The following is a 25,291-nucleotide window of genomic DNA, read 5'->3' on the forward strand; positions in this document are numbered from 1 at the left end:
GCCGTCCCACCTCGCCCACCCGGACCGGCGGAGGACCCCGCGGGATCGTCCTCCGGGTCCAGCCGCGGGCGGCCGGAGCGGCCACGGCCGCCCACCACCACGAGGGCGCCCGCGCCTCGCCTCAGGACCTGCCGAGGGCCTCGCAGACGGCGAGTGAGTCGCGGGCGCCGAGCTCGACGGCGCGGGCGCAGTGCAGCAACCAGGCGCGCACGCCGTCGGCCCCGCCGCCCGCGTAGCCCGCGGCGGCGGTCCGGTAGGCGGTGTCCGGCGCGACGGAGCCGGTATCGCCCTCGCCGAGCGCGGCCTCCAGATGGCCCACGTCGCTCGCTGTGACCGCCTTGGGGTCCAGGCCGCGTCCGACGAGGACCAGCCGGGCGGCCGCGCGCGCGACCATCCCGTCCAGGCTGCCGAAGGGGCGCAGTGTGAGCAGCTCGCCGTGCACGATGGCGCTGACCACGATCGCCGGTGCCGTCGTCCGCCCCACGAGCAGGCCGACCAGCCCGTCGAGCCGGGCGGACACCTCGGCCGGACCCGGCGCCGGGCCGAGCCCGGGCAGACCGGCACCGGCCGCGCCGGCGCGCGGCCGGCCAAGCTCGCTGTCCGCGATGATGCCCCGGCCGAGCAGGGTGTGCATCCGGGCGAGCGCCTGGCGGGGCGCCCGCTCCCAGGCCGCGCTGAGGCCGCCCAGCTCGGCGTACAGCCGGACCGCCCCCAGGGTCACCGCGAGGTCATCGCTCGCGGGCGCGAGTGGTCGGCCGACCGCGGCAGGGGCATCGTCCCCGTCCCCGTCCTCGCCGGCGGTGAGGTGTTCCCGCAGCGTCTCCATCGCGACGCCGTGGCCTTCGAGCGCCGCGCTCGCCCGGGCGGAGCGCAGCGAGGCCTCGGCCGTGACCTCGGCGCTGCGCCGCCGCAGCACCCGGTGGCGCAGCAGGGCGTCGACAGCCGATCGGGCGGCCGCCACCGCCTCATCTACACCGGGAAGTGCCGCGACCCTGGCGAACGGGTCAGCCTCGATACCGGCGTGTGGGCTGGGCGCTGTCGACACGCGGCCGACGCTACCCGTCCGGCCGGGTGACTCGCGTTCCGCGCCCGCCGCGCCCCGACCGGCCATCCTGCGCTTCGTGTTCGTGACTCCCGCGGGGTACCGCCAATCGGTGGGGAGGTGGTAATCCGGGCCACACGCCCACCCGCTCGTCGCTACAGCCCCCGTCGGCGTGCCCCGGGCGTCAGACTGAAGGGCAGGGGACCGGGGAAGCGGGACCGGGCGAGGGGCGGGCCGCCCGCGAGCGCGGCCCCATGGGCGTGAGCGGGCCGGCGGTGACCGGCCGGCGTGTGCCTTTCCCGGAGCAGGGGGATGGGGAGGGGACTTCGGTGACGTTCGGGAACGGGGATCGCCGCGCGGGGAAGGAAGCCTCGCTGGGCGAGCTGGTCGCGATCGCGACCAGGGACATGTCCTTGCTCGTCCGCCAGGAGATCGATCTCGCGAAGGCGGAACTCGGCCGTCAGGCGGCGTCGGCCGCCGTCGGCGCCGGGTTGATCGGCGCCGCCGCCGGGCTGGGGCTCGGCGCGTTGATCGCGCTGACGATCTTCCTTGGTGAGCTGTTCACCTGGGCTGGGCTCGAGCGGTTCTGGTCCTTCCTGATCACGGCGGTGCTGCTGCTGGCGCTCGCCGGGCTGCTCGTGCTGGTCGGCGCGCTGCGGCTGCGCAGGCTGCGGCCGCCGCGACGGACGATCTCCTCCGTCCGCGAGGACGTGGCTCTGCTGCGGCACCCTGTCGGGTCCAGCACGGCGGGCCGTGCCGGGGGTGCGAGCGCGCCGGTGGGTGCGGCCCCGGCGATCCCGCCGTCGCGGGAGAGCGGTCAGCCGGGCCGTGCAGCCGGGCAGGAGCCGCGGGGCTGACCGCCTTCTCGGCGCCGTCCCAGGACCGCGCTCGACTCCGCGCCTGGCGTCGGGCTCGGCGTCGCGCATCGTGCGCACCGACCCGCCCCGGCTTGCTCCCGGTTAGCCTGTGAGCGAGGTCTTCGCGTTGGGCCCGCGAGCGCGGTTGTCACCCGTGGGCCGCTGGGCGTGCGGGTGGGCGCCGAACCTTCGGGAGCCGATCGGTGGGAGAGGTGTTCGCGTCGGAGCCCGCCAGCGTGCTGATCGACGGGCCGTGGCGGCATCGCGACGTCTCCGCGAACGGCACCCGGCTGCACGTCGCCGAGCTGGGCCAGGGCCCGCTGGTGCTGCTGTTGCACGGCTTCCCACAGTTCTGGTGGGCGTGGCGCCACCAGCTGGTGACGCTGGCCGCCGCCGGCTACCGGGTGGTGGCGCCCGACCTGCGCGGCTATGGGGCGAGCGACRAGCCACCTCGCGGGTATGACGCGTTCACCCTCGCGGACGACGTCGCCGGGCTGATCCGTGCTCTCGGTGAGCGCGACGCGGTCCTGGTCGGGCAGGACTGGGGCGGCCTCGCGTGCTGGACGACAGCGACCCTCTGGCCTCGGCAGGTCCGTCGGATAGCGGTTCTCGGGATGCCGCACCCRCTGCGGGTCCGCCATCAGTACGCGGTGAGCCCTCGGGGACAGGGCCTGGCTGGGGCGCATCTGTTCGCCTTCCAGCTTCCCTGGCGGCCCGAGCGCCAACTGGTCGCCGACGGCGCGGCCCGGGTTGGCGAGCTGTTGCGCGACTGGGGCGGGCCGGGATTCCCGAACGACGAGGAAGAACGGCGCTACCGCGCGGCGATGCGGATTCCAGGCGTGGCGCACAGCTCGCTGGAGTACCACCGCTGGGTGTTCCGCTCGCTGTTCCGGCCCGATGGTGCCCGGTTCGCGCAGGCGCTGCGACGGGCGGTGACGTGCCCTGTGCTGCATCTGCACGGCGGTGCGGACTCGTTCCTGTTGCCCGACACGGCCCAGGGCTCAAGCCGCTACGTCAGCGGCCATTACACCTGGCAGCTGCTTCCCGACGCCGGCCACTTCCTGCCCGAGGAGGCCCCCGCCCAGGTCGGCGACCTCCTCCTGCGCTGGCTCGCGACCCCACCCTGATCCCACCCCGGCGCCTTTTCCGCTGTGAGCTCCCCGCGGGGTCCCCGCCGATTGGCCGCCGAGCCGGGACCGGCGCCGAACCCACGGGCCGACACAAAGCTCCGCCATGGCCAATCGGTGGGGAAGGAGCAATCGGTGGGGAAGGTCCCTAGCGGCAGCCCTGGGTGCTGACCGGGGTGGTGGCGCGCTCGCCCGCCCGCGCCGTGCCGCTGACCTCGGCCGCCGTCAGCACGTATCCGGTCTCGCTGTCGTCGGTCGCGGCGGCGAAGACGACGCCGTAGACGCTGCCGCCCGTCGAGAGCAGCGGCCCACCCGAGTTGCCCGGCAGCACGGTGCCGCGCACGGCGTAGATGTCGCGCACCACGCTGCCCTGGGAGTAGATGTCGGGCGCCCTGGCCTTCTGCTGGTTGCGGATCCGCGCCGGCTCCGTCCGGTAGGGGCCGTCCTCCGGGAAGCCCGCGATGACGGCGTCGTCGTCGGCGCGCCCCGGCGGCGAGGTCTGCAGCCGCAGCGGCGGACGGTTGAGGTCGGGGACGTAGAGCACGGCCACGTCGCGCTCGGCGTCGAAGACCACCACCCGCGCCGGCAACAGCCGCCCGCTGACCTCCACTCCCGGTTCCCGCACGCCGGCCACCACGTGCGCGTTGGTCATCACGTGCTGGGGCGCGTACACGAATCCGGTGCCTTCGACCTGCCGTGAGCAGGACGGCGCGATGCCCCGGACCTTCAGCACGCTGGCGGCGGCGGACGTGACCCCGGTGGCGTTCACCACGGCGGGGTCGGGCGGGTCGGCGGCGACGATCGACTCGTTGCCGAGGCCGGAGAACACCGCCGGGAAGCCGTTGCCGTCCGCGAGCTGGCGCAGGCTGGAGAACGTGTCCCGCACGCTCGTGGGCATGCCGTCGTCGACCGTCGTCAGCACCGCCGAGTCGCGGACCTCGCGGGCGGCGGTGGTGAACGGGGAACGTTCCAGCGCGGTCGCCATGAGCCAGGCGACCAACAGCACGGACATCCCCGACAGGACCGCGCCGGCCAGCGAGTCGACGGTCTCGCCGGGCCGCCAGGTGAGCCGGCTGCGCAGGGCGACGCCGGCGCCTGTCCCGGCCACCTGGCCGAGACAGGCGAGCGTCAGGACCGTGACCAGGGCGATGACCGCGCCATGCTCACGCTGGCCGATCAGCTTGGCCAGCGGGAGGGCGATCTGGGCACCGAGGATCCCGCCGCCGATGAATCCGATGAACGACAGCGCGCCCACCACGAAGCCCTGCCGGTATCCGGACACGGCGAACGCCAGTACCACGAGCAGCAGAACGATATCCAGGATGTTCATCACGAACGGCTGTCGTCTCGGTCTCGGTCGTCTCGGGTGTCTCGGTCGGTGTCAGGCGACGTGCAGCGTCGCGGACATGTTCGGGTGCAGTGTGCAGATCACCGGATAGTCGCCCGGCGCCGTCACGGTGAAGGTCACCGACTGTGACGCTCCGGCCCCGAGGATGTCGGTGCGCGCCGCGGGGATCTTCGGGATCACGAAGTTGTGCGACGCCGAGCCGTCCGCGACGGAGAAGTCGACGCGGATCTTCCCGGGCTTCGCGTTCAGCGTGGCCGCGGAGAACCGCAGGTCGGCGAGGCCGACGAGGGGGAACACCTGAACCCCGTCGGCGACCGTCGGGGCCAGCACGGCGGTGGGCTTCGGCGTGTTCGGGTGCTCGGCCGCGCAGCCGGCACCTGCCGTCGCCAGCACCAGCGCCCCGATCACCGTCACGGCCAGCCGCCTGCCCGCCGTCGACATCCTCAAGCCGCCGAGCCCTTCGTGGGGCCGGCACCAGTCCCGGTGCCGGCGGTGTGGTCGCGGTCGCCGGGCACGTCGTCGCCGGGCACGTCGTGGCCGGGCCGGCGCGGCTGCGCCGCGGCGAGGCCGTCGGGCTCGGCGCTGTCCGGGGTGAGGTCGTCCGGGTCGATCTCGCCGGCGGCGTCCACGCCGCCGGCCTGCGCCAGCTCGATCGCGGCGCGCGCGATCGAGGCGTTGACGTCCGGGTCCTCGACCGGCGGGCCCTCGCTCCAAGGCCGCTCCAGGCCGCCGAGGCGCAGCAGCGCGTCAAGGATGCCGGCGGTGAAGCCCCACACCGTCGTCATGCCGGCCACGCGGAACGCCGGGCTTGGCTGCCCGGTCCGCGGGTGGCGCAGCCGCACCCGCTTCGCCGGGTCGACGAGGTCCGCGACCGGTACCCGCGCGACCGCCGACGTCTCGCCGGGGTCCACCGGATAGACCGGGCATGGCACGCGCCACCAGGCCAGCACGGGTGTCACCAGGTAGTTGCTGTGGGGCAGGTAGAGCTGCGGCGCGGCGCCGAGGATCTCGACGCCCGCCGGGTCCAGGCCGACCTCCTCGCGAGCCTCGCGCAGCGCCGTGTGGATCGCCGAGCCGTCCGTCGGGTCCGCGCCGCCGCCCGGGAAGGCCGGCTGGCCGGCGTGCTTGCGCAGGTCGGCCGACCGCTCGAGCAGCAGCACGTCCGGGCCGTGCTCGCCCTGGCCGAACAGGATCAGCACCGCGGCGGGCCGTGCGTCCGGGGGCGGCGGTGGCCAGCCCTCCTCGCGGACCGGCAGGCCGTCGCGCGTGACCGCCGCCGCGAGCGCGGTGAGCCAGCTGGGCGGCCCGCCGTCACGCGGGAGGCCGTCGGGATCCGTCATCTGGCCGCTTCGGCGTCGCCGCGGATCAGCCGGGCCGCGTCGGCGGCCGACGTCGGGCCCTCGCCGAACGACGGGCACAGCTTCGCGACGCCGCAGGCGCCGCAGGCCGGTCGCCTGGCGTGGCAGACACGCCGGCCGTGGAAGATCATTCGATCGGAGGCGATCGTCCAGTTCCTGCGCTCGATCAGTGCGACGAGGTCGGCCTCGACCTTGACCGGGTCGTCGTTGGTGGTCAGGCCGAACCTCCGGGAGAGGCGGCCGACATGCGTGTCGACCGTGATGCCCGGAGTGTCGAACGCGTGCCCGAGCACGACGTTGGCGGTCTTGCGCCCGACGCCGGGCAGCGTGACCAGCTCGTCGAGCCTGTGCGGCACCTCGCCGTCGAACCGGTCGACCAGGGCGGCGCCGAGCCCCATCAGCGAATTCGCCTTGGCGCGGAAGAAACCGGTCGGGCGCAGCTGCCGCTCGAGCTCCTCGCGGTCGGCGCCCGCGTAGCTCGCGGCCGTGGGGTACTTCGCGAAGACCGCGGGAGTGACCTCGTTGACCTTCTTGTCGGTGCACTGCGCGGACAGGACGGTCGCGACGAGAAGTTCTAGCGGGTTGGAGAAGTTCAGCGCGATCCGCGCGTCGGGATGCAACTCGCCGAGGATCCGCACGATCCGCCGAGCCCGCCTGGTGCGCGCCAGCGCGGTTTCGGCGGACGCGTCGACGATGGCCGGCATGTCCCGAGCCTATTCCCCCTGGCGGCACGGCCCTGAGATGCCCGGCTCGATCGGGCGGGGCGCCGGGGCTGGCGGGAGTCGGCGGGTTGCCTGAGGACGACGTGGCCGACCGGCCAGGCCGTCGCGCCTATGCCGCGCGGTGCTTGCCGGGAGGCTGACGGCGCAGGCGCCTGCGGTAACGATCGAGGGCGGCGGCCATGCCCTGGTTGACGAAGGTGTTCACCTCGTCGGGGCGGGCGTTGTCCAGGAAGCCCTCGATGCCCTTGCGGGTGTCCGCGGCGTTCAGCGGGCGCTCCACCCGCTCCATCGCCAGCAGAAGCCCGAGGAGCACCACGGGGAACGCGATGGCGGCGAAGAGAAACATGACGAGTCCATGGTGGACGATGCGCTCCCGCGCGTGAAACGGGGGTGGGGCGTGTCACGCACCGTGTGTCGCGACAGCATCCAGTGACGTTGGCCACGCTACGGCCGCGCCGGCCGCCGTCTCAGCCTGGAGAAGCTGGTTACTTATTGTGCTTCTCCGTCGCCGATCCGGTCATTTTGGGCGGGCGCGAGCAGCCTGGAGGTGCCCTGGCCGTGCTCTACGCGCGCTGTCCTGGCATGCTCACAGCGTGGACGATCTGCTTGCTCGCGTTCCGCTGTTCGTCGGGTTGTCCGACCTGGACCGCCAGGCGCTCTCCAGCCACCTGGAGCGGAGGGACGTCACCCGTGGTGACGTGCTCTTCCGTGAGGGCGAGCCCGGTGATCGCGTCTTCGTGGTGCTGTCCGGCAAGGTGAAGATAGGACGCCAGTCTGCCGACGGGCGCGAGAACCTGCTGTATGTCATGGGTCCCGGGGACATCTTCGGGGAATTGTCACTCTTTGACCCTGGCCCACGGACCGCGACCGCGACCGCTGTGACGGACGCTTCGCTCGTGTCGCTGGAGCACTCGGCGCTGCGCCCGTGGCTGCGGTCCCGGCCGGACRCCGGCTCGCTGCTGCTGCGGGTGCTGGCCGCCCGGCTGCGCCGGACCAACGACGCCATGGCCGACATGGTGTTCACCGACGTGCCCGGCCGGGTCGCCAAGGCGCTGCTCGACCTCGCGGTGCGATTCGGTGAACCGGCGCAGCCCGGTAACGAGGCCGCCGGGATCCGTGTCGAGCACGGTCTGACCCAGGAGGAGCTGGCCCAGCTGGTCGGAGCCTCCCGGGAGACGGTCAACAAGGCGCTCGCCGACTTCGCGACCCGTGGCTGGCTGCGCCTCGACTCCCGGGCCGTGGTGCTGCTCGACCGCGACCGCCTGGCCCGCCGCGCCCGTTAGCGGCGCCCGGCCGCGCCCGGCCGAGCGCACGCGGTGGTCGCGCGCGGTCCGGGCGGCCGGTGAGGTCCGTTCCCCGGATGTCCTGACTCAGGCGGACGTGATCGTCGTGACGGGGTCCGGCAGGTCGGGGCTGGTGTCGGCCTCGGGGGTGGAAGCCCGCTGACCGTCGGCCGCGAGGTCTACGGGCGGCGCGGCGTCGGCCCAGGCGAGGTTGTTCTCGCCATGCGCCGCGTGGTTGTCGCCCCGCGCTGCGCCGTCCGCTCCGCCGAGACGCGGGACCCGGCCGTTGGCGTGGACTCCCCGCGTGGCCCCGTCGTGCCCGCCGTCGGCTCCATGGCCCGGCTCGGGCAGCGCGGCCAGGAGCCGTCGGGTCTGGGGCACCTCGCTGACCGCCTCGGTCGCCGTCGCCGCCCGCAGGGCCCGCAGGTAGGCGTCCCGGCCGCCCTCCAGGTCACCGCGCCAGACCAGGACCGTGCCGAGTGCCCGCCAGGCGAGTACCTGCGCGCGTACGTCCTCGGCGTCCACGGCGACGGCCCGGCGGGCGACGGCCAGTGCCTCCTCCGGCTGGCCGGCGTCCAGCAGGGTGCCGGCCAGGTGGGCGTACGCCTGCCTGCGGGGGAACAGCAGGGTCGCGGGCTCGCTCGCGGCCAGCGCCTCCCGTAGCAGCGCGATCGCCTCATCGAGACGCCCGCGTGCCCTGGCGACCTGCGCCGCCAGCACCTTCGCGCCCAGCTGGGCGTGCGGGCGCAGATCGAGACCGACCAGCTCGCCCATCGCCGACTGGGCCGCCTGCTCGGCCTCGTCGACCCGGCCCGCGTCGAGGAGGGTCAGCCCCAGCATCAGCGACGCGAGCGCACCTACCAGTGCCTGGCCGGCGGCGGCCGCCTCGGCACACGCACCGGCGAGGAACTCGGCCCCGGCGTCCGGCTCGCCGGCGCCCCTGGCCGCGAGCCCCTGGGCCACCCTTGTCAGGATCCGCCCCCAGCTGTCGCCCGCGCCCTCGAACAGCGCGGCCGCGCGGGCCGCGTCGGTGCGCGCCGCGCTGATATCGCCGAGCTCGGCCGCCGCGATCGCCCCGATCGTCAGGCAGACGGCCATGCCCCACCGCTCGCCCATCGACTCGGCCGCGTCCACCAGCCCGCGCGCCAGCGCCCGTGCCCGCGCCAGCTGGCCCGACAGCAGCAGGACCAGCGCCTCGGTGCCGCTGCACCAGCCGATGCCTCCGGCGTCCTCGAGGCGTTCGAAGACCTCCTTGGCCTGGCGCAGGGAGCGCTCGGCCTGCGGGTAGTCGCCCCGGGTGGTCGCGCTCCAGGCGAGGTGCTGCAGCGCCCAGCCGACACCACGCGGGTCGTCGACCCGGCGGGCAAGCTCCAGCGCCTCGCGGTAGAGCTCCTCGGCCGTACGGATCTGGGCGGCGCCGTACTCGAGCGTGCCCAGGCGGCGCAGCGCGGCCGCGGCGGCCCGGTCGTCGCCGGCGGCGCGGGCCGCGTCGAGCGCGGTGCGCAGCGCGCGGGTGGCGAGCTCCGCGCGGCCCTGCTTCTGCCGAAGCTCCCCGAGCACGGCGTAGGCGGCCGCGCGCCGCGCCGGCGCGGTGACCCGCAGCGCGGGGCGCAGGGTGCGCTCGGCCTCCTCCAGCCGGCGCAGGGACACGAGCGCCTCGGCGTGTAACACCCTGGCGATGTTCTCGTCGTCGGTGTCGATCACCCCGCGGCCGAGCCGGCGGGCGTCGGCCAGCTGGTCGGCGGCCGTGCGATGGTCGTCGCGGGCCAGCGCCGCCCGGGCCAGCCGCAGCAGGGCCCGGAACCCCGGCTCACGCGCCGACCAGGCCGGGTCGGACGACGTGAGCGCCATCGAGGAGGCCAGCTCGAACGCCCGCAGGGCGTGGGTCGCGACGAAGTTCGACACCTCGCGCGACGAGCCGGTCATGGCCGTCACGCCCCAGCGGGCCGCCGTCGAGTGCCGCCGCGCCCGCTCGACCTTCGGCAGCCCGGCATAGGCGACGTCGCGTGCCATCGGGTGGACGAACCGCCACAGCTGCTCGCCCGCGCGAGGCGCGCGGACGAGCTGACGCTCGGTGAGCCGCTCCAGCGCCGCCGCGACCTCGGTCGCCGGCCGTTCCTCGACCGACGGCAGCGCCGCGGCCGGGAAGCGGCTCCCGAGCACGGCGGCGGCGCGCAGCACCGCCTTGTCGGTCGGGTTCAGGTCGTCGATCCGGGCCGCCAGCACCGACTGCACGCCGGCCGGCAGCGCGGTCTCGGAAAGCGATCCCTCCAGCACCCAGCGAGGCCCGTCGGCTCCGGCCGGGCGGGCGGGGGCGGCCGGCTCGGCGGTGACCGCTGGATCGGCGGCGGGCCTGGTGGCGGCGCTGCCCGGCGCGGTGGTGGGCTGACGGCGCAGCTGGTCGCGGTCGATCAGCAGGTTCAGCAGCTCGGCCAGGAAGAACGGGTTGCCGTGCACCCGGGTGAGCAGTGCCGTCCTGGTCTGTGAGCTGAGTGTCTCGCCGCTGAGGAAGTCCGACAGCAGCGTCGTGGCGGCGACCTCGGGCAGCGGCCCGAGTGTCATCCCGCGCGCGCCCGGCAGGTCCRACAGCCGTGGGATCTCCCGGTCGAGCAGTATCAGCATGATGGGGCCGACCATCCGGCCCGCCAGGCGGCGCAGCGCCCCGATGAGCGTGCTGGTCGCCCATTCCAGGTCGTCGACCACGACGATCAGCGGGTGCTCGGCGGCGAGCGCGGACAGCAGCAGGCCGACGGTGTCGACGGCCAGGTCGAAGGACCGTTCGCCGGTGCTCGCCTCGCCGTGCTCCCGCCCCGCCGGGTCGCCAGGGGGCGGCTCGGCCGCGCCGGAGGCCCGCCGGTCGATCGGGACGCCGAGCATCCCGAGCAGCCGGTCGGCGAGGCCCGCGGGCAGCCGCGCGCCGGTGAGCGGGTGGTTCAGGCGGCCGACGGTGCGCCGAACCCGGTCGGCGACCCGGTCGAGGCTGTCGCCATCGACGACGCCGCAGGCACCGCGGATCACGTCCGCCAGCGGGGCGAGGCTGCGGCCGTCCCCGTGGCGGACCGTGCGGCCCCACAGCACCTGCGCGCCGGCCTCGTCGTGGGCCTGCTTGGCGAGCTCGCCGGTGATCCTCGTCTTGCCGATGCCGGCCTCGCCGGTGATCACGGCGATGGTCGGGGACCCGGTCCGAAGGGTCTCGGTGAACCAGCCGCCCAGCGTCGTCAGCTCCGCGTCCCGTCCGACGAAGGTGGCGTCGTCTCCGAGGCCGGGCCTCGCCACGTTCGACGGCCGAAGGCTGACCAGCTCGTAGGCCGGCACCGGTTCACGCTTGCCCTTCAGCGTGAGGTCCGGCAGTTCCCGCCAGGTGGCGACGGAGCGGGTCGCGGTCATCGTGTCCCGGCCGGCGTAGACCGCCCCGACCGCGGCCGCTCCGGACAGCCGGGCGGCGGTGTTCACCGTGTCGCCGACGACGGTGTACGTCATCGACGCCTGGACGCCGGCGAGCACCTCGCCGGTGTTGATGCCGACCCGCAGGCCCAGGGGCGTGTCGCCGTCCTCGCTGTCCTCGACCAGGCGGCGGACGGTCTCCTGCATCGCCGCGGCGGCGCGCACCGCCCGCTCGGCGTCGTCCTCGTGCGCGGTCGGCGCACCGAACACGGCCATGATCCCATCGCCGGCGAGGTTGTCGACCCGGCCGCCGACGTCGTCGACCTCCTTGGCGAGCGCGGCGAGCACCAGGTCGGTGACCTCGCCGACCCGCTCGGGGTCGCGGTCCTCGGCCCACGAGGTGAAGTCGGACAGGTCGCCGAACAGGACGGTGACGACGCGGCGCTCGGCGGACTCCTGCCCCGGCCCGGCGAGCGAGGTGAACCGCAGCCCGCAGTGGAAGCAGTACCGCGCGGCCGGCACCGCCGGAGTGCCGCAGCGCGGGCACCGCAGCGTCCCGGAATGCGTCGGGACGATCACCATGGCGCGCGTGCCCCCGCGGTGTGCCCTCGCGTCGGCGAACCGGCGGAGGCCTCGGGGGTCACCCGCCGTGAGCAGGCTGACCCGCCTCGATCTTGGACGTATCGCACTGGCGGTCCCCCTCCGTCCGGAAAGTCTAGTGGCCGATTCACGGCCATCTGACCGCCCGTCGTCGCGGTGTTGTCGGATGCCCGGCATCGGGCGTCCCGAGGTCATCGAGCGCCAGGGCCTCGCTGCCCGGGCACGGCGGCTGGCACCCGCTGGGCACAAGGGCCCGGGCCGCCGCGCGACGGGGTCTTCCCGTTGTGACCGTGCTCACACCAACAACCTGGCCGACCGGTCTATGCCGCCGGAGTTCGAGTACTCCTCTCGGGCCCTCAACACCAGGACGTATCGGATGTTCCGCGCCGGGCGGCACGGTTGCGGGCGCGGCCTCGCCGAGCCGGTGGGGCCCCGGCGGTTCCGGGGTGGCGGCGGCGCCAAGGAGACGGATCCGTGGCCTCGAACGGCCGCCGGGTGGCCCGCGGTGGCCCGTGGTCAGCCCTGGTCGCGCAGGTAGTCCAGCTGGGCGCGGACCGAGAGCTCGGCGGCCGGCCAGAGCACGCGGTCGACGTCGGCGTAGACGCGTTCGACGATGTCGCGCGGGGTGGCCTCGGCCGGGCCGACGCCGGCCGCCGTGAGCGCCGTCCTGACCTGCTCCAGCCGCTGCGCCCGGTGCGCGAGGTAGTAGGCCGCCGCCCCGCGGGCGTCGGGCAGCTCGGGGCCGTGCCCGGGCAGGACGGCGAGGCCCTCGGGCAGCTCGGAGAGGCGGCGCAGGCTCGCCAGGTAGTCGGCCAGGCGACCGTCCGGGTGCGCGACCACCGTCGTGCCGCGGCCGAGGATCGTGTCGCCGGTCAGCACCGCGAGCGGCGCGCCGTCCGCGACCGCCGTGCCGGCGGTGTCGCCGAACAACAGGAACGACAGCGAGTCGGCCGAGTGGCCTGGCGTCGCCATCACCCGCAGCTCGATCCCGGCGGCCGCCACGACGTCGCCCTCGACCAGCCCCTCCGAACCGAGGCGGTGCGCCGGGTCCAGCGCCCTGACCGGCGCGCCGGTCAGGGCGTGCAGCACCGCCGCGCCCTCGCTGTGGTCCGGGTGGCCGTGCGTCAGCAGGATCGTGGTCACCGGCCCCGCGGCGGCCAGCGCGGCCAGGTGCCCCTCGTCGTCGGGGCCAGGGTCCACGACGACGCCGCCGGCGTGGCCGGGGGCGCGAAGCATCCAGCTGTTGGTGCCCTCGAGCGTCATCGGGCTCGGGTTGGGGGCGAGCAGGAGCGCGGCCAGCGGGTTCACCTGGCGGAGCTGGCGCGCCGCCGCCTGGTTCTCTCCGCGCTCCCCGCGCTCCCCGCGCTCCCCGCGCGTCTCACCGGCGGGGGCGGCGGGCCCGCGGCCGCGGCTCGGCTGGGTGCCGGCGGTCATGCCCCCTCCCGCCCCGCGGCCGTGGCCGGTGGTTTGTCCTCGTCGCCGGCCCACGGGCCGCCGCCCGCGCCGATGGTCGCCGCCGCGATGATCGCGGAGGCGTTCACCGGGTCGGCGGGCGGCCCGGCGGTCGCGTACTCGGGGTCGTGCGGGAGCAGGAAGTGCACCGCGTCGTCGAAGATCACGATTTTCGGCATGACCGGCGTGATCGCGCGGCCGGCCCCGGCCGCGAGCACCTCGGCGACGCTCGCGAAGCCCAGCAGGTCGGAGAGCATCCAGGCGGTCGGCGGCAGCATCGCCATCCGGCCGGCCGCGTGCCGCTCGAGCGCTTCCGCTGGATGGATCCACAGCATCTGGTCCGCCTCGCCGGACAGCTCGCCGGGCAGCTGGCCCGGCGGCAGGGCGGCCATGAAGAACCAGGTGTCGTAACGGCGAGGCTCGACCTCCGGCGTGATCCAGCGTGCCCACGGCGTCAGCAGGTCGGTCCGCAGCGCGAGCCCGTGGCGCGCCAGCAGCCCGGCGAGTGTGAGCTCGCGACGCTCCATCGCCAGGCGGTCCGCCGCCCAGCCGGGGCCGGCCGGGTCGACAGGCGCCGGCCGCGTGGCCGAGGCGGCGGCCGTGGCCGTGGCCGAGGCGCCGGTCTGCCCGGTCCCGCCGGTCTGCCCGGTCCCGCCGGTCTGCCCGGTCCCGCCGCCGGCCGCGGGGCCGGCGAGCAGCACACCGCACTCCTCGAACGTCTCCCGCACGGCGGCGTGGACCAGCGCGCGGGCCAGCGCGGCGTCCGGTTCGAGCGTGCCCATGACGTCGGCCATCGGCCGGCCGGCCCAGGGCACCTCGGGACAGCTGTCGGCCGGGTCCACCCGTCCGCCGGGGAACGCGAACACCCCGCCGGCGAAGGCCATGGTCCGCGCGCGCCTCACCAGGTAGGCCTCCGGGCCTCCTGGGGTGTCGCGAAGCAGGACCACGGTGGAGGCGTGCCGCAGCGGCGCCGGCGTGCCGGCGTTCGCGGCCATCACCCCCCGCGGCGAGGACAGCGGCAACGGCCGCCGAAGCCGCGCTGCCAGCGCGGCCCGGGGTTCCTGCCGGATCCGGGGTCCCTGCCGGATTGGCGGAGCTTGCGGACGGGGTCCCTCCCGGATCGGCGGAGCCGATCTGGGAGGTCGTGATCTGGCAGGTCCGTGATCAACCACCTGTCCGATGGTAGAGACCGCGCGGACGAGACGCCCCTGATCTGGGCTGAGGCGGCTATCCCTCACCGGGTTCGACGACGGCCACCAGCTCCAGCTCGACGGGGGAGCCGAGCGGGAGCGCGGCCACGCCGACGGCGGACCGGGCGTGGCGCCCGGCCGTCCCGAACACCTGGCCGATCAGGTCGGAGGCGCCGTTGATGACCGCTGGTTGGCCGGTGAAGCCCGGTGCGCTCGCGACGAATCCGACGACCTTGACGATCCGGCGGATCCGGTCCAGCCCGCCGGCCGCCTCGGCGGCCGCGGCCAGCGCGTTCAGCGCGCAGATCCTGGCGAGCCCCGCGGCCCGTTCGGGGCTGACCTCGGCGCCGACGAGCCCCGTCTCGGTCAGCTTCCCGGCCACCAGCGGCAGCTGCCCCGCCGTCCACACCCAGTCCCCGTCGCGCACCGCCGGCACGTAGCTCGCCTGCGGGGCCGGCACGGGCGGAAGCTCCAGGCCCAGCGCGAGCAACCGGCCCGTCGGCGTGGTCACCACGTCGCCGGGCGGGGTTCCCGCCGAGTCGGCGGACGGGGTCCCCCCAGATCGGCGGAGCCGATCTGGGCGGTCGGCGGCTCGGTCAAGAGCCGGCCTCGCCCTTCGGCCGCTTGAAGTAGGCGACCAGGCTCTCCGGGTTCGGCCCCGACACGACCTGCACCAGCTCCCAGCCGTCCTCACCCCAGTTGTCCAGGATCATCTTCGTGGAGTGGATCAGCACCGGGACGGTCACGTACTCCCACTTCTGCATGACCACGAACTCTAGTGGTCGGGCCCCGCCGGCCCCCGTCGCCGGGGTCCTCGCGGATAGCGGACGGACCGATCCGGGAGGCGCGCGGATCGGTGAAGTCCGGCACTTCGCGATCCAGGCGAGGTCRCTTGGGCGACGGCCCGCCGCGTCGATCCGCTTCGTCGACGCGCGGCGTCGATTCGCGTCGGGCACCGTCGGGCGCCCTCGGCGCCGCGAGCTCCCCGCTGACCAGCGTGTTTGCCGCCGGTCGGTCGTGGCGGGATGCCAGAGCTGGCAGCCCATGCCGGCCGAGGTGTGATCAGGATTGTCCGAAGAGGCGGTGGCGCCGAGGCGAACAGTGGGGCCGGCGCGGGTACGGTCGTGGCCGTGACGGCCTCGGAACGCGACCGCAAAGGCGAGAAGCCCGCCGGCCCGTGGCGGCGCCGGCTGCACGTGGTCACCGGCAAGGGTGGCACGGGGAAGACGACAGTCGCGAGCGCGCTGGCGCTGGCGCTGGCGACTGGTGGGCAGCGGGTGCTGCTCACGGAGGTCGAGGGCCGCCAGCAGATCGCGCAGGTCTTCGACACCCCGCCCCTGCCCTACCGGGAGCGGAAGGTGGCCAGCGCCCCCGGCGGCGGCGAGGTGTACGCGCTCGCCGTCGACGCCGAGGAGGCGCTGCTGGAGTACCTGGAGATGTTCTACAACCTGCGTAGCGCCGGGAAGGTGCTGGGCAAGATGGGCGCGATCGACTTCGCCACCACGATCGCGCCGGGCGTGCGCGACGTCCTGCTCACCGGCAAGATCAAGGAAGCCGTGAACCGGCCGGACGGCACCCGGCCGAGCGGGCTCGCCTATGACGCGGTCGTCCTGGACGCGCCGCCGACCGGCCGGATCACCCGGTTCCTCAACGTCGCGCGCGAGGTGGTGGGCCTGGCGAAGATGGGGCCGATCCGCTCGCAGGCCGACGGGGTGCTCGCCGTGCTGCACTCCGGGCAGACCGCCGTGCACCTGGTGACGCTGCTGGAGGAGATGCCGGTCCAGGAGACCATCGACGCCGTCGCCGAGCTGCGCGCCGCGGACCTGCCGGTGGGCGGCGTGGTGGTGAACATGGTGCGTCCCCCGCTGCTCGGCGCCAAGGAGCTGCGCGCGGCCCGCGCGGGCACTCTCGACGGAGAGGAACTGGCCGCGGGGATCAAGGAGGCCGGCCTCGAGCCGACCGCGGACCTGGTCGCCGAGCTCGCCAGGGAGGCCGCGCAGCACGCGGAACGGGTGGCGCTGGAGGCGGCGCAACGGGTCGAGGTGGCGGCGCTGGACCAGCCCATGTACGAGCTGCCGCTGGCGTCGGACGGGATGGACATGGGGATGCTGTACCGATTCGCGGAGATGCTGCGGGCGCAGCGGATGGTCGGATGACGCCGGCTACTGGCGGCGGCGCGCACGACGACACGGACGAGAGCGGCGGCGCGAGCCGAGGCGGGCAGGCGCCGGCCGGCGAGGCCAGGGCCGCGGGGGCCAGGAAGGCCTCGCCCGGTTCGAAGCGGCCGCCCGGCTCGGCGGCGTCGCCGCGCGCGAGGAACCAGTCCGGTCCGAAGTCGGCACAGGGCGCGAAGTCCCCCAAGGGGGCGGGCCTGTCGAAGGACGGTGCGCGTTCCGGAGCCGCCGCGGCCGCCCAGGTGCCCACCATCCGGGCCCGCGTCCGCCCGCAGCCAGGTGGCGTGCCCCGCCTGGACGTGGACGGCATGCTCGCGAGCGAGCGGATCATCGTGTGCTGCGGGTCAGGTGGGGTGGGCAAGACGACCACCGCGGCCGCGCTCGCGCTGCGTGCCGCCGAGCAGGGGCGGTCTGTGGTCGTGCTGACCATCGACCCGGCGCGCCGGCTGGCGCAGTCGATGGGCCTGACCGAGCTGGACAACACCCCGCGCGAGGTGCTGGGTGTCGACCTGTCGGCCGGCGGACGGCTCGACGCGATGATGCTCGACATGAAACGGACGTTCGACGAGATCGTCCTGGCGCACACGACCTCGGAACGCGCGGACCAACTGCTCGCGAACCCCTTCTACCAGTCGCTGTCGAGCTCCTTCGCCGGGACGCAGGAGTACATGGCGATGGAGAAGCTCGGGCAGCTGGACGCGGCCGATGACTGGGACCTGATCATCGTCGACACTCCGCCGACCCGCTCCGCGCTGGACTTCCTGGACGCCCCGAGCCGGCTCGGGGCGTTTCTCGACGGCCGGCTGCTGCGGCTGCTGCTCATGCCCGCGAAGGCCGGCGGCCGGGCGTACGTAAAGATGCTGGGCGTCGGCTTCGGAATGTTCACGAAGGTCCTCACCAAGGTTATCGGCGCTCAACTGCTGACCGACGTCAGCCAGTTCGTCTCGGCGATGGAGACCATGTTCGGCGGGTTCCGCCAGCGCGCCGAGAAGACATACAGGCTGCTGGGCGCTCCGGGAACATCCTTTGTCGTGGTCGCGGCGCCGGAGGTCGCGGCCCTGCGCGAGGCGAGCTATTTCGTCGACCGGTTGGAGACCGACGGGATGCCGCTGGCCGGACTGGTGGTCAACCGGATGCACCACAGCGACGGCCGGTCGCTCACGGCGGAGCGCAGCCTCGCGGCGGCCGAGAACCTCACCGAGCACGGGGAGCACCCGCTGGCCGCGGCCGTGCTGCGGGTGCACGCGGACCGGCTGCGGCTGGCCGAGCGGGAGGCGCGGCTGCGGGAGAGGTTCACCTCGGCGCATCCGGACACCCCGCTCATCGAGGTCGAGGCGCTCGCCGAGGACGTTCATGACCTGGCCGGTCTCCGGGAGATCGGAGATGCCCTGGCGGGTGATGAACGTCTCGCCCGAGTGGGCTGAACAGTCTACCGCCCGGATGACTCGAACGGGCGATTGTCTGATTTAAAGGTCCGTGCTAGGCGCTGGGTCCCGTGCCCTGTGTGAGGGCATTGGCGACGCGCGCCCGCGGCGAGGAGACCGGCGCGGCGCTCGTCGCCGTGCCTGGCGGTCTGGGTTTCGTGCTCGTCATCGCGCCCGCCTCGGCGCCGCCAGCGATGACAGGACGGCCACGCGGCGCGTCAGGCGGTACTCCGGGACGCGGACGGCCGGACGGTGCGGGCCACCGGAAGCCGCGGACGCGGCGGGTGGCAACGCGGGCCCTGCCCGTCGTCGTCAAGGCGTTCGGGCGGGCCTCAACCGGGATCCCGCGCGCGACGCTGCGCCGGGTTCCGGTCGGGAAGGGCTGGGCCGGTGAGAACTGGGCCGGGAACGGGGAGCGACTAACCGACCGAACTGGATCGGTGGTCCGCCTGGGCGTCCGCGAGGAGCTTCCTCCAGGAGCGGACATCCGGCCGGCGCCGAAGCAGTGCGCGGCGCTCCCGTTCGGTCATGCCACCCCAGACACCGAACTCCACGTGATTGTCGAGGGCGTCCGCCAGGCACTGGGTACGTACCAGGCAGCCGAAGCAGCGGGTCTTGACCCGGTTCTGCGCGGCACCCTGGACGAACAACTCGTCCGGGTCGACGTCCCGGCACGCCGCGAGGGCTGTCCAGTCACCGTCGGCGATGTTGCTGACGAGACTGACAGTGCCGCCACGACGAGCAGTGGTGACGGTCGGGGTTGGGCTTCTGGTCATGCCACCTGCCTTTCGAGAGAGACCGTGGTCAGGGGACCCGTGCGGGTGACGTGGCGTCGTTGGCGTCGTGCGAAACCGTACGGAGTGACGTGGCCACGGCACAGACCCCACTCGGGTGGTTATCGGTATGACTAGTCCGGGCCATTGATGCGGATCCAGACTGTGGGGCTGTTGATGACATCCGGATGTCATCCGGATGACAGCACCGTCTCGTTCGTGTCTTGTGCGTTTCTCGGCCAGTCCACCTCTCGTTCCGTTCCTCGGCGCGCCACTCGCGCCGCCTCCGCGCCGCCTCGCCGACGGCCATCAGCGATTCCTCGCGCCCGACCTGCGTGAACGCGTGCGCCGTCTCCAGGCACTGACAGGCCGCGTGATCTCCGCCGGTCGGCGCCCCCCGGCCCGGCGGCTGTTGGGCACGCCGAGCGGGCGGCGGCCGGTCGCCGGCGCCGTCAGCCGACGGACGATGGTGCTCGCCCGCCCGCCCGTGCCAGCCATAGGCTGGGGGTGCTCACGAGGTACCCTCACCCCGCTGCCTCCAGACAGCGCGCTCGCCCTGTGGTTCGCATATGGGTGGAACGATGCGTCCGTCGGGCGTCACTTGGCAAGCGGTGTGGATCCGTGGGGGATCGGGCTGGGGGCGGACGGAGGTTCCGACACCATGTGGGCACGCGCGTGAGCGCCGCGGGCGGCCCCCGCCGGGGGCGCCGGGGCTGGACGGTCATCGCGAGGCGACTGACTGGCGCACTGTTCGCGAGCATCGCCGCGGGCGTGGTCGTCGCGCTGCTCGCCGTGCCGGTGGTCGGCCTTGTCGGCCTCACGGCGAAGAGCGGGGCCGACGATTTCCTCGCCCTTCCGGAGAATCTCACCGTCACCCCGCTTGTCGAGCCGTCGAAGATCCTGGACGCGCACGGCGACATCATCGCGACCCTGGTCGGCGAGCAGTATCGCGAGGTCGTTCCGCTGTCCCGGGTGCCGCAGGTGATGCGAAACGCCATCGTGGACATCGAGGACGCGCGATTCTATGAGCATTCCGGCGTCGACTACCGGGGAATGATCCGCGCCTATCTCGCCAACCGGGAAAGCGGCGAGGTAAGCCAGGGAGCCTCGACGATCACCCAGCAGTACGTGAAGAACGTGCTGCTGCAGGGGGCGACGACCCCGGAGGAGCGCAAGGCCGCGACCGCGCAGACCGTCGACCGCAAGCTTCGCGAGGCGCGGTACGCGCTTTACCTCGAGCAGCACCTCAGTAAGGACGAGATTCTCGAGCGCTACCTGAACATCGCATATTTCGGTGATGGTGCCTATGGCATCCAGGCCGCCGCGAAACGGTATTTCAACGTGGATGTCGAGAAGCTGTCGCTACCGCAGGCGGCGCTGCTCGCGGGTCTGGTGAAGAACCCGACCGCATACAATCCGGTGCTACACCCCGAGACCGCCGCGCAGCGGCGCAACATGGTCCTGGACGCCATGGTCGARCACAAGCACATCAACGGCGGCGACCTCATGATGGCGAAGGCGGCACCGGTCACGCTCGACCAGCCGCCGCACTCCGCCGACGCGTGTGCCGACTCGCAGGCGCCCTACTTCTGCGCCCAGATCCGCAAGATGCTGCTCGACGACCGGACGTTCGCGCCGACCGAGTCCGCGGCGACCAAGCTGCTGTTCGAGGGTGGCCTGACCATCAGGACCACGCTCGACCCGACGGCCCAGGCGGCCGCGGACTCGTCCGCGCGCGAGGTCGTGCCCCCGGGCAACCGCGTCGCTGCGGGCGTCGTCACCGTGCAGCCCGGYACCGGCAACGTGCTGGCGCTGACGGAGAACCGTGACTACGGCGACCCCACCGACGGCCAGCCCCCCGCGACGACCGGCGACTTCATTCACACGAGGCAGGTCTACCCGACCAACGAAGAGTCCTTCTCGCCCGGTTCGACGTTCAAGATGTTCGCCTTGGCCGCGGCCCTCGAGAAGGGCCTGCCGCTGTCGACGACGTTCATGTCGCCGGCCTGCTACAAGGCTCCGCCGAACATCACGCCCCCAGAGGGCAGCGACTGCTTCGCCAACGCCGACCCGAACGAGGCCGGCCTGTACTCGCTGACCACGGGGACCTGGCACTCGGTCAACACCTACTACTTCCAGCTCGCGCAGCAGGTCGGCATCCTGAAGATCGCCGAGATGGCCCGCCGGCTGGGCGTCAGCTCGTGCCGGGTGYGGGAGCAGACGTCGAACCTGCAGAGCGACTCGCCCTGCCACGGCCAGAACGGCGTCGGCTCGTCGGACCTGTCGTTCGTCATCGGCTCCAACGAGATCAGCACCCTCGATCTCGCGACGGCGTACGCGACGATCGCGGCGCACGGCAAGCGCTGCGACCCGCGGTTCATCATCTCGATCACGCAGCGCGTCGGCGGCGCGGACCGGCTGCTCGACTACGACAAGCCCGACGACTGCGACCAGGTGCTCAACCCGCAGGTCGCCGACACCGTCACCTCGGTGCTCGAGGGCGTCATCAACAACGGCACCGCGACCGGCAACGGCCGCATCGGCCGGCCGGCCGCCGGTAAGACAGGCACCGCCGAGGACTTCAGCACCGCCTCGTTCGTCGGCTTCGTCCCCCAGCTGGCCACCGCTGTCACCGTCGCCGACCCGCGCGGCCCGTCGACGCACCAGCTGAAGAACGTGCTCGGCTACGCGCACGTCTACGGCGGCGACCTGCCGACGAAGATCTGGGCGCGGACGATGACCCGAACCCTCGACGGCCTGAAACTGCCGGTCGAACAGCTACCACCCCCGGACAACACCCAACCGGTGGTCCCGGTGGCGCTGGTCCCGGACGTGACGGGCCAGTCCGTAGCCGCCGCCGCCAACATCCTGCAACAGGCCGGCTTCGCCGCCGCGCTCGTCGGCGACCCGAACGGTGTGGTACTCGCCCAGTCCCCATCCAGCGGATCAAGGGTCCCCATCAACCAACCGATCACCCTCTACGCCTCGGGCGGCATCGTCGCCCAGTCCACCCCGGTAGACCCAGGCAACGGCAACGGCAACGGCAACGGCAACGGCAACGGTGGCGGTGGCGGTGGCGATGGCGGCCGCGGCGGCCCCTTCGGCGGCCCGTTCAACCGCTAGTGCCGGGTCCGCCAAGGTCGGCCCGCCGGCTTGATCGCTGTTTGAGCCCTGAAACCGGTCGCGAAACCGCTACGATTACGACCCGTCGAGGGCCAAAACGGCGATCTTCCCACGCCGAGACGGGGTCGACGTTGCCTGCCGCGGCACTGGTAACCCCGCCCCCGCGTCCACACGCGCACGCGGGAGAGGTCCTGGAAGAAGTGACCGGACCGAACGCACGCGCGGATGGGGCACGGATGTGAGAGAACGGCGTCCGGGAGCGACTCAACGCCGTCCTACGGTTCCTGGCTGCCACCGTCGTGATCGGCCCATCGATCACCCTTAGCGGGACGTTCGACTACAGCCGCATCACGATCRAACGGAACCCCATGTAGCCAGGAAGGCAAGAAAGTGGTGCCTCTACTAGACTCGATCCATGTCGATTTTGCCGGAACTGCATGGCTCGCTGCTGATACGCACAGATTTTTCAGATGACGATGCCTGGGAAGCGGTCTGCGCGGCGAGCGTCGCGACCTCGCCCGAGGGGTTCGAAGCGCACCTGCTCTTCATCAGTGACCCGGCGTTCGCGGATCTGACCGTCGAGCAGGTCATGGCACTGCCGGGCGCGCAACATTACAATGCTCTGTACATCGTCGATCACGACACGATTTCTGGTCGGGAGACGCCAATCCTTGCGGTTGACATGACTCGCGAACCTGGGCGCTCCCTTCGAGTGGTACCAGCGCAGATGCAGAGCATTGAGAACAATCTAGAGATCTTCAACATGGATTTTTCTGAGTTTGCCGACGCGGCTGACCCGGATGGGGTATTTCGCGGCTTCGCTGACATTGGCTGACCCGCGGATCAGGGCGCGGCAGCGGCAGGCCCGTTCTAGTGCGCGGAGCTGACTTTCCGCTGGTAGAGGCTCGTTGGCCACCGCGCATGTGGCGGATCGGCAACGTGCTGGAACCCCGCGCTTTCGTAGTAGCGCCGCAATGCCAGGTTGGTCCTGGCTGTCGCCAGTCGCACGTATTTCCAGCCACGCTCGGCGGCTCTGCYGGCGACCCAGTCGATGATACGAGCCCCGAGGTTGGTGCCGCTCGCGCGCCGGGCGACCGCGAGTCTGGATACGTAGAAGGCCGGTTCAGCGTCGGCTCCCCAGAGCTGCCTGTCGTCTTCGGYAACAGCCAAGGTGGCGACCGGATGTGGGACGTCTCCCACGAGGAGTGCTTCTCCCGCTGCGATCTGCCCTCGGACGGAGCTTGTTGGAAAACGCGTCGGCCACTGCACGATGCCTCGGCCACGCAACCAGGCGGCGGCCTCGGACAGCAGGTCGAGCACGATGTCCTCGTCGTCCCTTTGAGCAGGGCGAATTAGGACGTCCCCGAACAGCAGCTCGGGGTGAGCGAGGATGACCATAGTGGGATGATGCCCGGACAGGTCCGCGCCCCGAACCCATTTCCCACGACACGACTGGGACTCGCTGGTCACGGCCGCGGCGTCGCTGCGCAATGTGTTGGCGATGATCGCGCTTGCCAATTGCCACGGCAGCCGGCGTGCCGGCGCTCGCCAACAACGGCGACCTGCCAGCACAAGCTCGCCATCGTCGCCCGACCCCTACACCGGTGGCGCCCGGCGCTGTAACGGCCAGCGGAAGGTGTAGCCGACGACCCCGGGAAGCTGGCCAAAGGTCAGCGAACAGGAGGGCCCGCCACGGTCGGGTGGCGGGATTCCAACCCACGCCTCTTCGTCCCGAACTACCTGCCTGGCGGTCGTAGCAAGGCGAACGGGGTCCCGTTCGCTGTTGACTCGAGGTGGTCCCGATCGGTGGCAGGCGGGTCGTCGGGGTCCTGGTCGCGTACGTCGCGTGCGGCGCGACGCGCGATCTGGCTGGTCCAGTAGCTTCCGCACACCGCCCGGCTGTAGGGGAGTCGAATCGTGAAGCTGCCCCCGGCTGCGACCGGCTTCGGTTTGCAACCCTTGAACGCGCCGACCGACCTACGGGACTTTCTGACCGTCTGCCATCGCGCCGCCCAACGCACCGGCGGCGCGATGACCAGCACCCACCCGGCTGGCGTGACGCCGAACTTCCACACCGTCGCCATCGACTACCCCGGCCACTCAGTGGCGGTACTACGACACGCAACGCTTCCGCTGGTCGCCTTCACCCGCCCGCAGCTCACCAGCGACACCGCCCTCGCCTTCGTCGATGAGCCACCCCTGGCCGCGGCCATCCACGAGACATCCGAGCTCGAAGTTCTGGCGGTCGACCAACTCCACCTGCCGCTGGCGAGAGCCGACCTGACCGCACTGACTAGCGCCGAACTCTCCCAGATCGCCTACTGGAAACCGGAGACGGTTGGAGATCTCCTGTTCAACTTCTGGGACTGACCGTCCGAGGGCTTGGCCCTCATGGCTGGGCGAGCGTGATCCCCCTCGGGCGCCGGCATGCCGAAGGAGGTCCACACGCAGGTGTCGTCTGGCGAGGGTGGGGGAGGCGCTCGACCCGGCTCGTTCTGGAAGCTGACGACGGTCAGCAGGCAAAACGAAACGCTCGCGATCGATGCGCGTAGCGCGGGCGGGGGTGTCGGGGGCGGAGCCCCTGACCGTGGGGGTTCCAGGAGGTCATCCCCCTGGGTAGACATTGCGGGCCCCCCGGAAGCTGACCAACGGTCAGCGAACAGGAGGGCCCGCCACGGTCGGGGTGGCGGGATTCGAACCCACGGCCTCTTCGTCCCGAACGAAGCGCGCTACCAAGCTGCGCCACACCCCGGCGCCTAACGATGGTCAGCATACCCGACGGGCACGGGGCTGCGGCGATCCGGGTGCGGGGAATCCGACCGATGTGATCCGCGGGTCGCGACCCGCTGCTCGGCGGCGGGCTGGTGCCGCCTCCGCCGACGTTCGTCCGTCGGCACGCGGCTGGTAGATCGCCGCCACCGTGTCGTCGTAGTTGTGGATTCGGCCAGATCGCGACCGCGCCAACACGATGGCGGCGATCATGAGCGGGCGGTGCGGCGGTGGGCTAGCTGGCGGGGGTCAGGGTGAGCAACGTCGCTTCCGGGCGGCAGCCGAGGCGGATCGGCGCGAACGGGGAGGTGCCGAGACCGGCCGAGACGTGCAGCCAGGAGGAGCGGATGGTGCCGGTCTCGGGTGCGACGTGCCAGCGGGACAGGCCGCGGGCGCGGCCGCGGTCCAGGCCGCAGTTGGTGACCAGGGCGCCGACGAACGGCAGGCGGATCTGGCCGCCGTGGGTGTGGCCGGACAGTGTCAGTTGGACGCCGTCGGTGGTGAACGCGTCGAGTACGCGGGGCTCGGGGGTGTGTGAGAGGGTGTTCCGTCGGTTGATGTAACAGGTGAGCGGTAGCGGCTTGATGTCTGTTTCGCCTGGTCGCGGGTCTGATGGTCGGGTTGTCGGGTTGCGGTTCTGGGTGGTTGCGGTGTGCTGGAAGGTA

22 protein-coding genes and 1 tRNA gene are annotated in these 25,291 nt (G+C 72.9%); 8 read left to right on the forward strand and 15 right to left on the reverse strand.

Features of this window, described 5'->3' with window-relative positions; all coding sequences use genetic code 11:
* Positions 1-121: 121 nt before the first annotated feature.
* A complete protein-coding gene (locus BL253_RS25625; protein WP_076819888.1) occupies positions 122-1,045 on the reverse strand; it encodes a hypothetical protein in 924 nt (307 codons plus the stop codon).
* Between the two features lie 326 nt (positions 1,046-1,371).
* Between BL253_RS25625 and BL253_RS25630 the strand changes: the two genes are divergently transcribed.
* Positions 1,372-1,899, forward strand: coding sequence for a phage holin family protein (locus tag BL253_RS25630; protein ID WP_081438688.1), 528 nt, complete (start codon positions 1,372-1,374; stop codon positions 1,897-1,899).
* 203 nt (positions 1,900-2,102) lie between these two features.
* A complete protein-coding gene (locus BL253_RS25635) occupies positions 2,103-3,026 on the forward strand; it encodes an alpha/beta fold hydrolase (protein ID WP_076819841.1) in 924 nt (307 codons plus the stop codon).
* Positions 3,027-3,174: 148 nt separating this feature from the next.
* Here BL253_RS25635 and BL253_RS25640 read toward each other — a convergent pair whose 3' ends face one another.
* The 5 genes from BL253_RS25640 to BL253_RS25660 all read right to left on the reverse strand — a co-directional run bounded on the left by BL253_RS25640 (position 3,175) and on the right by BL253_RS25660 (position 6,800).
* Positions 3,175-4,356, reverse strand: coding sequence for a MarP family serine protease (locus BL253_RS25640; RefSeq protein ID WP_076819843.1), 1,182 nt, complete (start codon positions 4,354-4,356; stop codon positions 3,175-3,177).
* A 51-nt stretch (positions 4,357-4,407) separates the two neighbouring features.
* Positions 4,408-4,788, reverse strand: coding sequence for a cupredoxin domain-containing protein (locus BL253_RS25645; protein WP_420801714.1), 381 nt, complete (start codon positions 4,786-4,788; stop codon positions 4,408-4,410).
* 29 nt (positions 4,789-4,817) lie between these two features.
* Positions 4,818-5,714 carry an NUDIX hydrolase gene (locus BL253_RS25650; protein WP_076819847.1) on the reverse strand — a complete coding sequence of 299 codons (897 nt, stop codon included), beginning with the start codon at positions 5,712-5,714 and terminating at the stop codon, positions 4,818-4,820.
* The gene (gene nth / locus BL253_RS25655; RefSeq protein WP_076819849.1) at positions 5,711-6,436 is read right to left on the reverse strand and encodes an endonuclease III; all 726 of its coding nucleotides are present in this window, start codon (positions 6,434-6,436) and stop codon (positions 5,711-5,713) included. The genes BL253_RS25650 and nth overlap by 4 nt, the downstream gene beginning before the upstream one ends.
* Positions 6,437-6,563: 127 nt before the next feature.
* A complete protein-coding gene (locus BL253_RS25660) occupies positions 6,564-6,800 on the reverse strand; it encodes a hypothetical protein (RefSeq protein WP_007512404.1) in 237 nt (78 codons plus the stop codon).
* A 247-nt stretch (positions 6,801-7,047) separates the two neighbouring features.
* Between BL253_RS25660 and BL253_RS25665 the strand changes: the two genes are divergently transcribed.
* The gene (locus tag BL253_RS25665; RefSeq protein ID WP_076819852.1) at positions 7,048-7,737 is read left to right on the forward strand and encodes a Crp/Fnr family transcriptional regulator; all 690 of its coding nucleotides are present in this window, start codon (positions 7,048-7,050) and stop codon (positions 7,735-7,737) included.
* An 87-nt stretch (positions 7,738-7,824) separates the two neighbouring features.
* Here the strand turns inward: BL253_RS25665 and BL253_RS25670 are convergent, their stop codons facing one another.
* From BL253_RS25670 to BL253_RS40470, 5 genes are all read right to left on the reverse strand, one after another.
* Positions 7,825-11,703 (reverse strand): ATP-binding protein, encoded by a 3,879-nt coding sequence (locus BL253_RS25670; RefSeq protein WP_076819854.1) that lies wholly within the window; start codon positions 11,701-11,703, stop codon positions 7,825-7,827.
* Positions 11,704-12,237: 534 nt separating this feature from the next.
* The gene (locus BL253_RS25675) at positions 12,238-13,155 is read right to left on the reverse strand and encodes an MBL fold metallo-hydrolase (RefSeq protein ID WP_241835115.1); all 918 of its coding nucleotides are present in this window, start codon (positions 13,153-13,155) and stop codon (positions 12,238-12,240) included.
* Entirely contained in the window at positions 13,152-14,168 is a 1,017-nt protein-coding gene (locus BL253_RS25680; RefSeq protein WP_241835116.1) for an NUDIX hydrolase, read from the reverse strand. Before BL253_RS25680 ends, BL253_RS25675 begins: the two co-directional genes overlap by 4 nt.
* 232 nt (positions 14,169-14,400) lie before the next feature.
* A complete protein-coding gene (locus BL253_RS25685) occupies positions 14,401-14,877 on the reverse strand; it encodes a RidA family protein (RefSeq protein WP_420801715.1) in 477 nt (158 codons plus the stop codon).
* 82 nt (positions 14,878-14,959) lie between these two features.
* Complete coding sequence (locus tag BL253_RS40470) at positions 14,960-15,127, reverse strand: Sp36 family protein (protein ID WP_096336090.1); 168 nt, start codon at positions 15,125-15,127, stop codon at positions 14,960-14,962.
* 360 nt (positions 15,128-15,487) lie between these two features.
* Here BL253_RS40470 and bagA point away from each other — a divergent pair, with 360 nt between their 5' ends.
* Together bagA and bagB are read left to right on the forward strand one after the other, a co-directional pair.
* Positions 15,488-16,519: an ATPase BagA gene (bagA, locus tag BL253_RS25690; protein WP_476644124.1), complete on the forward strand. Its 1,032-nt coding sequence runs from the start codon at positions 15,488-15,490 to the stop codon at positions 16,517-16,519.
* Positions 16,516-17,961 carry an ArsA family ATPase gene (gene bagB, locus BL253_RS25695; RefSeq protein ID WP_241835117.1) on the forward strand — a complete coding sequence of 482 codons (1,446 nt, stop codon included), beginning with the start codon at positions 16,516-16,518 and terminating at the stop codon, positions 17,959-17,961. Before bagA ends, bagB begins: the two co-directional genes overlap by 4 nt.
* Positions 17,962-18,380: 419 nt before the next feature.
* On the opposite strand, the gene BL253_RS25700 is transcribed toward bagB, so the two are convergent.
* Positions 18,381-18,737 (reverse strand): WhiB family transcriptional regulator, encoded by a 357-nt coding sequence (locus tag BL253_RS25700; protein ID WP_076819858.1) that lies wholly within the window; start codon positions 18,735-18,737, stop codon positions 18,381-18,383.
* A 660-nt stretch (positions 18,738-19,397) separates the two neighbouring features.
* Here BL253_RS25700 and BL253_RS25705 point away from each other — a divergent pair.
* Together BL253_RS25705 and BL253_RS25710 are read left to right on the forward strand one after the other, a co-directional pair.
* On the forward strand, positions 19,398-21,857 hold the full coding sequence (locus tag BL253_RS25705) for a penicillin-binding protein (protein ID WP_420801716.1): 2,460 nt from the start codon (positions 19,398-19,400) through the stop codon (positions 21,855-21,857).
* Between the two features lie 415 nt (positions 21,858-22,272).
* Positions 22,273-22,692 (forward strand): DUF6924 domain-containing protein, encoded by a 420-nt coding sequence (locus tag BL253_RS25710; protein ID WP_076819861.1) that lies wholly within the window; start codon positions 22,273-22,275, stop codon positions 22,690-22,692.
* 35 nt (positions 22,693-22,727) lie between these two features.
* Here the strand turns inward: BL253_RS25710 and BL253_RS25715 are convergent, their stop codons facing one another.
* On the reverse strand, positions 22,728-23,177 hold the full coding sequence (locus BL253_RS25715) for a GNAT family N-acetyltransferase (protein WP_198946393.1): 450 nt from the start codon (positions 23,175-23,177) through the stop codon (positions 22,728-22,730).
* A gap of 597 nt (positions 23,178-23,774) precedes the next feature.
* Between BL253_RS25715 and BL253_RS25720 the strand changes: the two genes are divergently transcribed.
* Positions 23,775-24,227: a hypothetical protein gene (locus BL253_RS25720; protein WP_076819864.1), complete on the forward strand. Its 453-nt coding sequence runs from the start codon at positions 23,775-23,777 to the stop codon at positions 24,225-24,227.
* Between the two features lie 308 nt (positions 24,228-24,535).
* Here the strand turns inward: BL253_RS25720 and BL253_RS25725 are convergent.
* Positions 24,536-24,609, reverse strand: a tRNA-Pro gene (locus BL253_RS25725).
* A gap of 252 nt (positions 24,610-24,861) precedes the next feature.
* Positions 24,862-25,291 (reverse strand): metallophosphoesterase (locus BL253_RS25730; RefSeq protein WP_420801717.1); only part of this gene is annotated, 430 nt, incomplete at its 5' end.

The organism is Pseudofrankia asymbiotica, from assembly GCF_001983105.1.
GTDB lineage: Bacteria > Actinomycetota > Actinomycetes > Frankiales > Frankiaceae > Pseudofrankia > Pseudofrankia asymbiotica.

Excerpts from the sequence above, each read along its gene's own strand:
- BL253_RS25640 (WP_076819843.1), bottom strand. The coding sequence starts at position 4,356 with ATGAACATCCTGGATATCGTTCTGCTGCTCGTGGTACTGGCGTTCGCC.
- BL253_RS25650 (WP_076819847.1), bottom strand. The coding sequence starts at position 5,714 with ATGACGGATCCCGACGGCCTCCCGCGTGACGGCGGGCCGCCCAGCTGG.
- nth (WP_076819849.1), bottom strand. The coding sequence starts at position 6,436 with ATGCCGGCCATCGTCGACGCGTCCGCCGAAACCGCGCTGGCGCGCACC.
- BL253_RS25660 (WP_007512404.1), bottom strand. The coding sequence starts at position 6,800 with ATGTTTCTCTTCGCCGCCATCGCGTTCCCCGTGGTGCTCCTCGGGCTT.
- BL253_RS25675 (WP_241835115.1), bottom strand. The coding sequence starts at position 13,155 with ATGACCGCCGGCACCCAGCCGAGCCGCGGCCGCGGGCCCGCCGCCCCC.
- BL253_RS25680 (WP_241835116.1), bottom strand. The coding sequence starts at position 14,168 with ATGGCCGCGAACGCCGGCACGCCGGCGCCGCTGCGGCACGCCTCCACC.
- BL253_RS40470 (WP_096336090.1), bottom strand. The coding sequence starts at position 15,127 with ATGCAGAAGTGGGAGTACGTGACCGTCCCGGTGCTGATCCACTCCACG.
- bagB (WP_241835117.1), top strand. The coding sequence starts at position 16,516 with ATGACGCCGGCTACTGGCGGCGGCGCGCACGACGACACGGACGAGAGC.
- BL253_RS25700 (WP_076819858.1), bottom strand. The coding sequence starts at position 18,737 with ATGACCAGAAGCCCAACCCCGACCGTCACCACTGCTCGTCGTGGCGGC.
- BL253_RS25710 (WP_076819861.1), top strand. The coding sequence starts at position 22,273 with ATGTCGATTTTGCCGGAACTGCATGGCTCGCTGCTGATACGCACAGAT.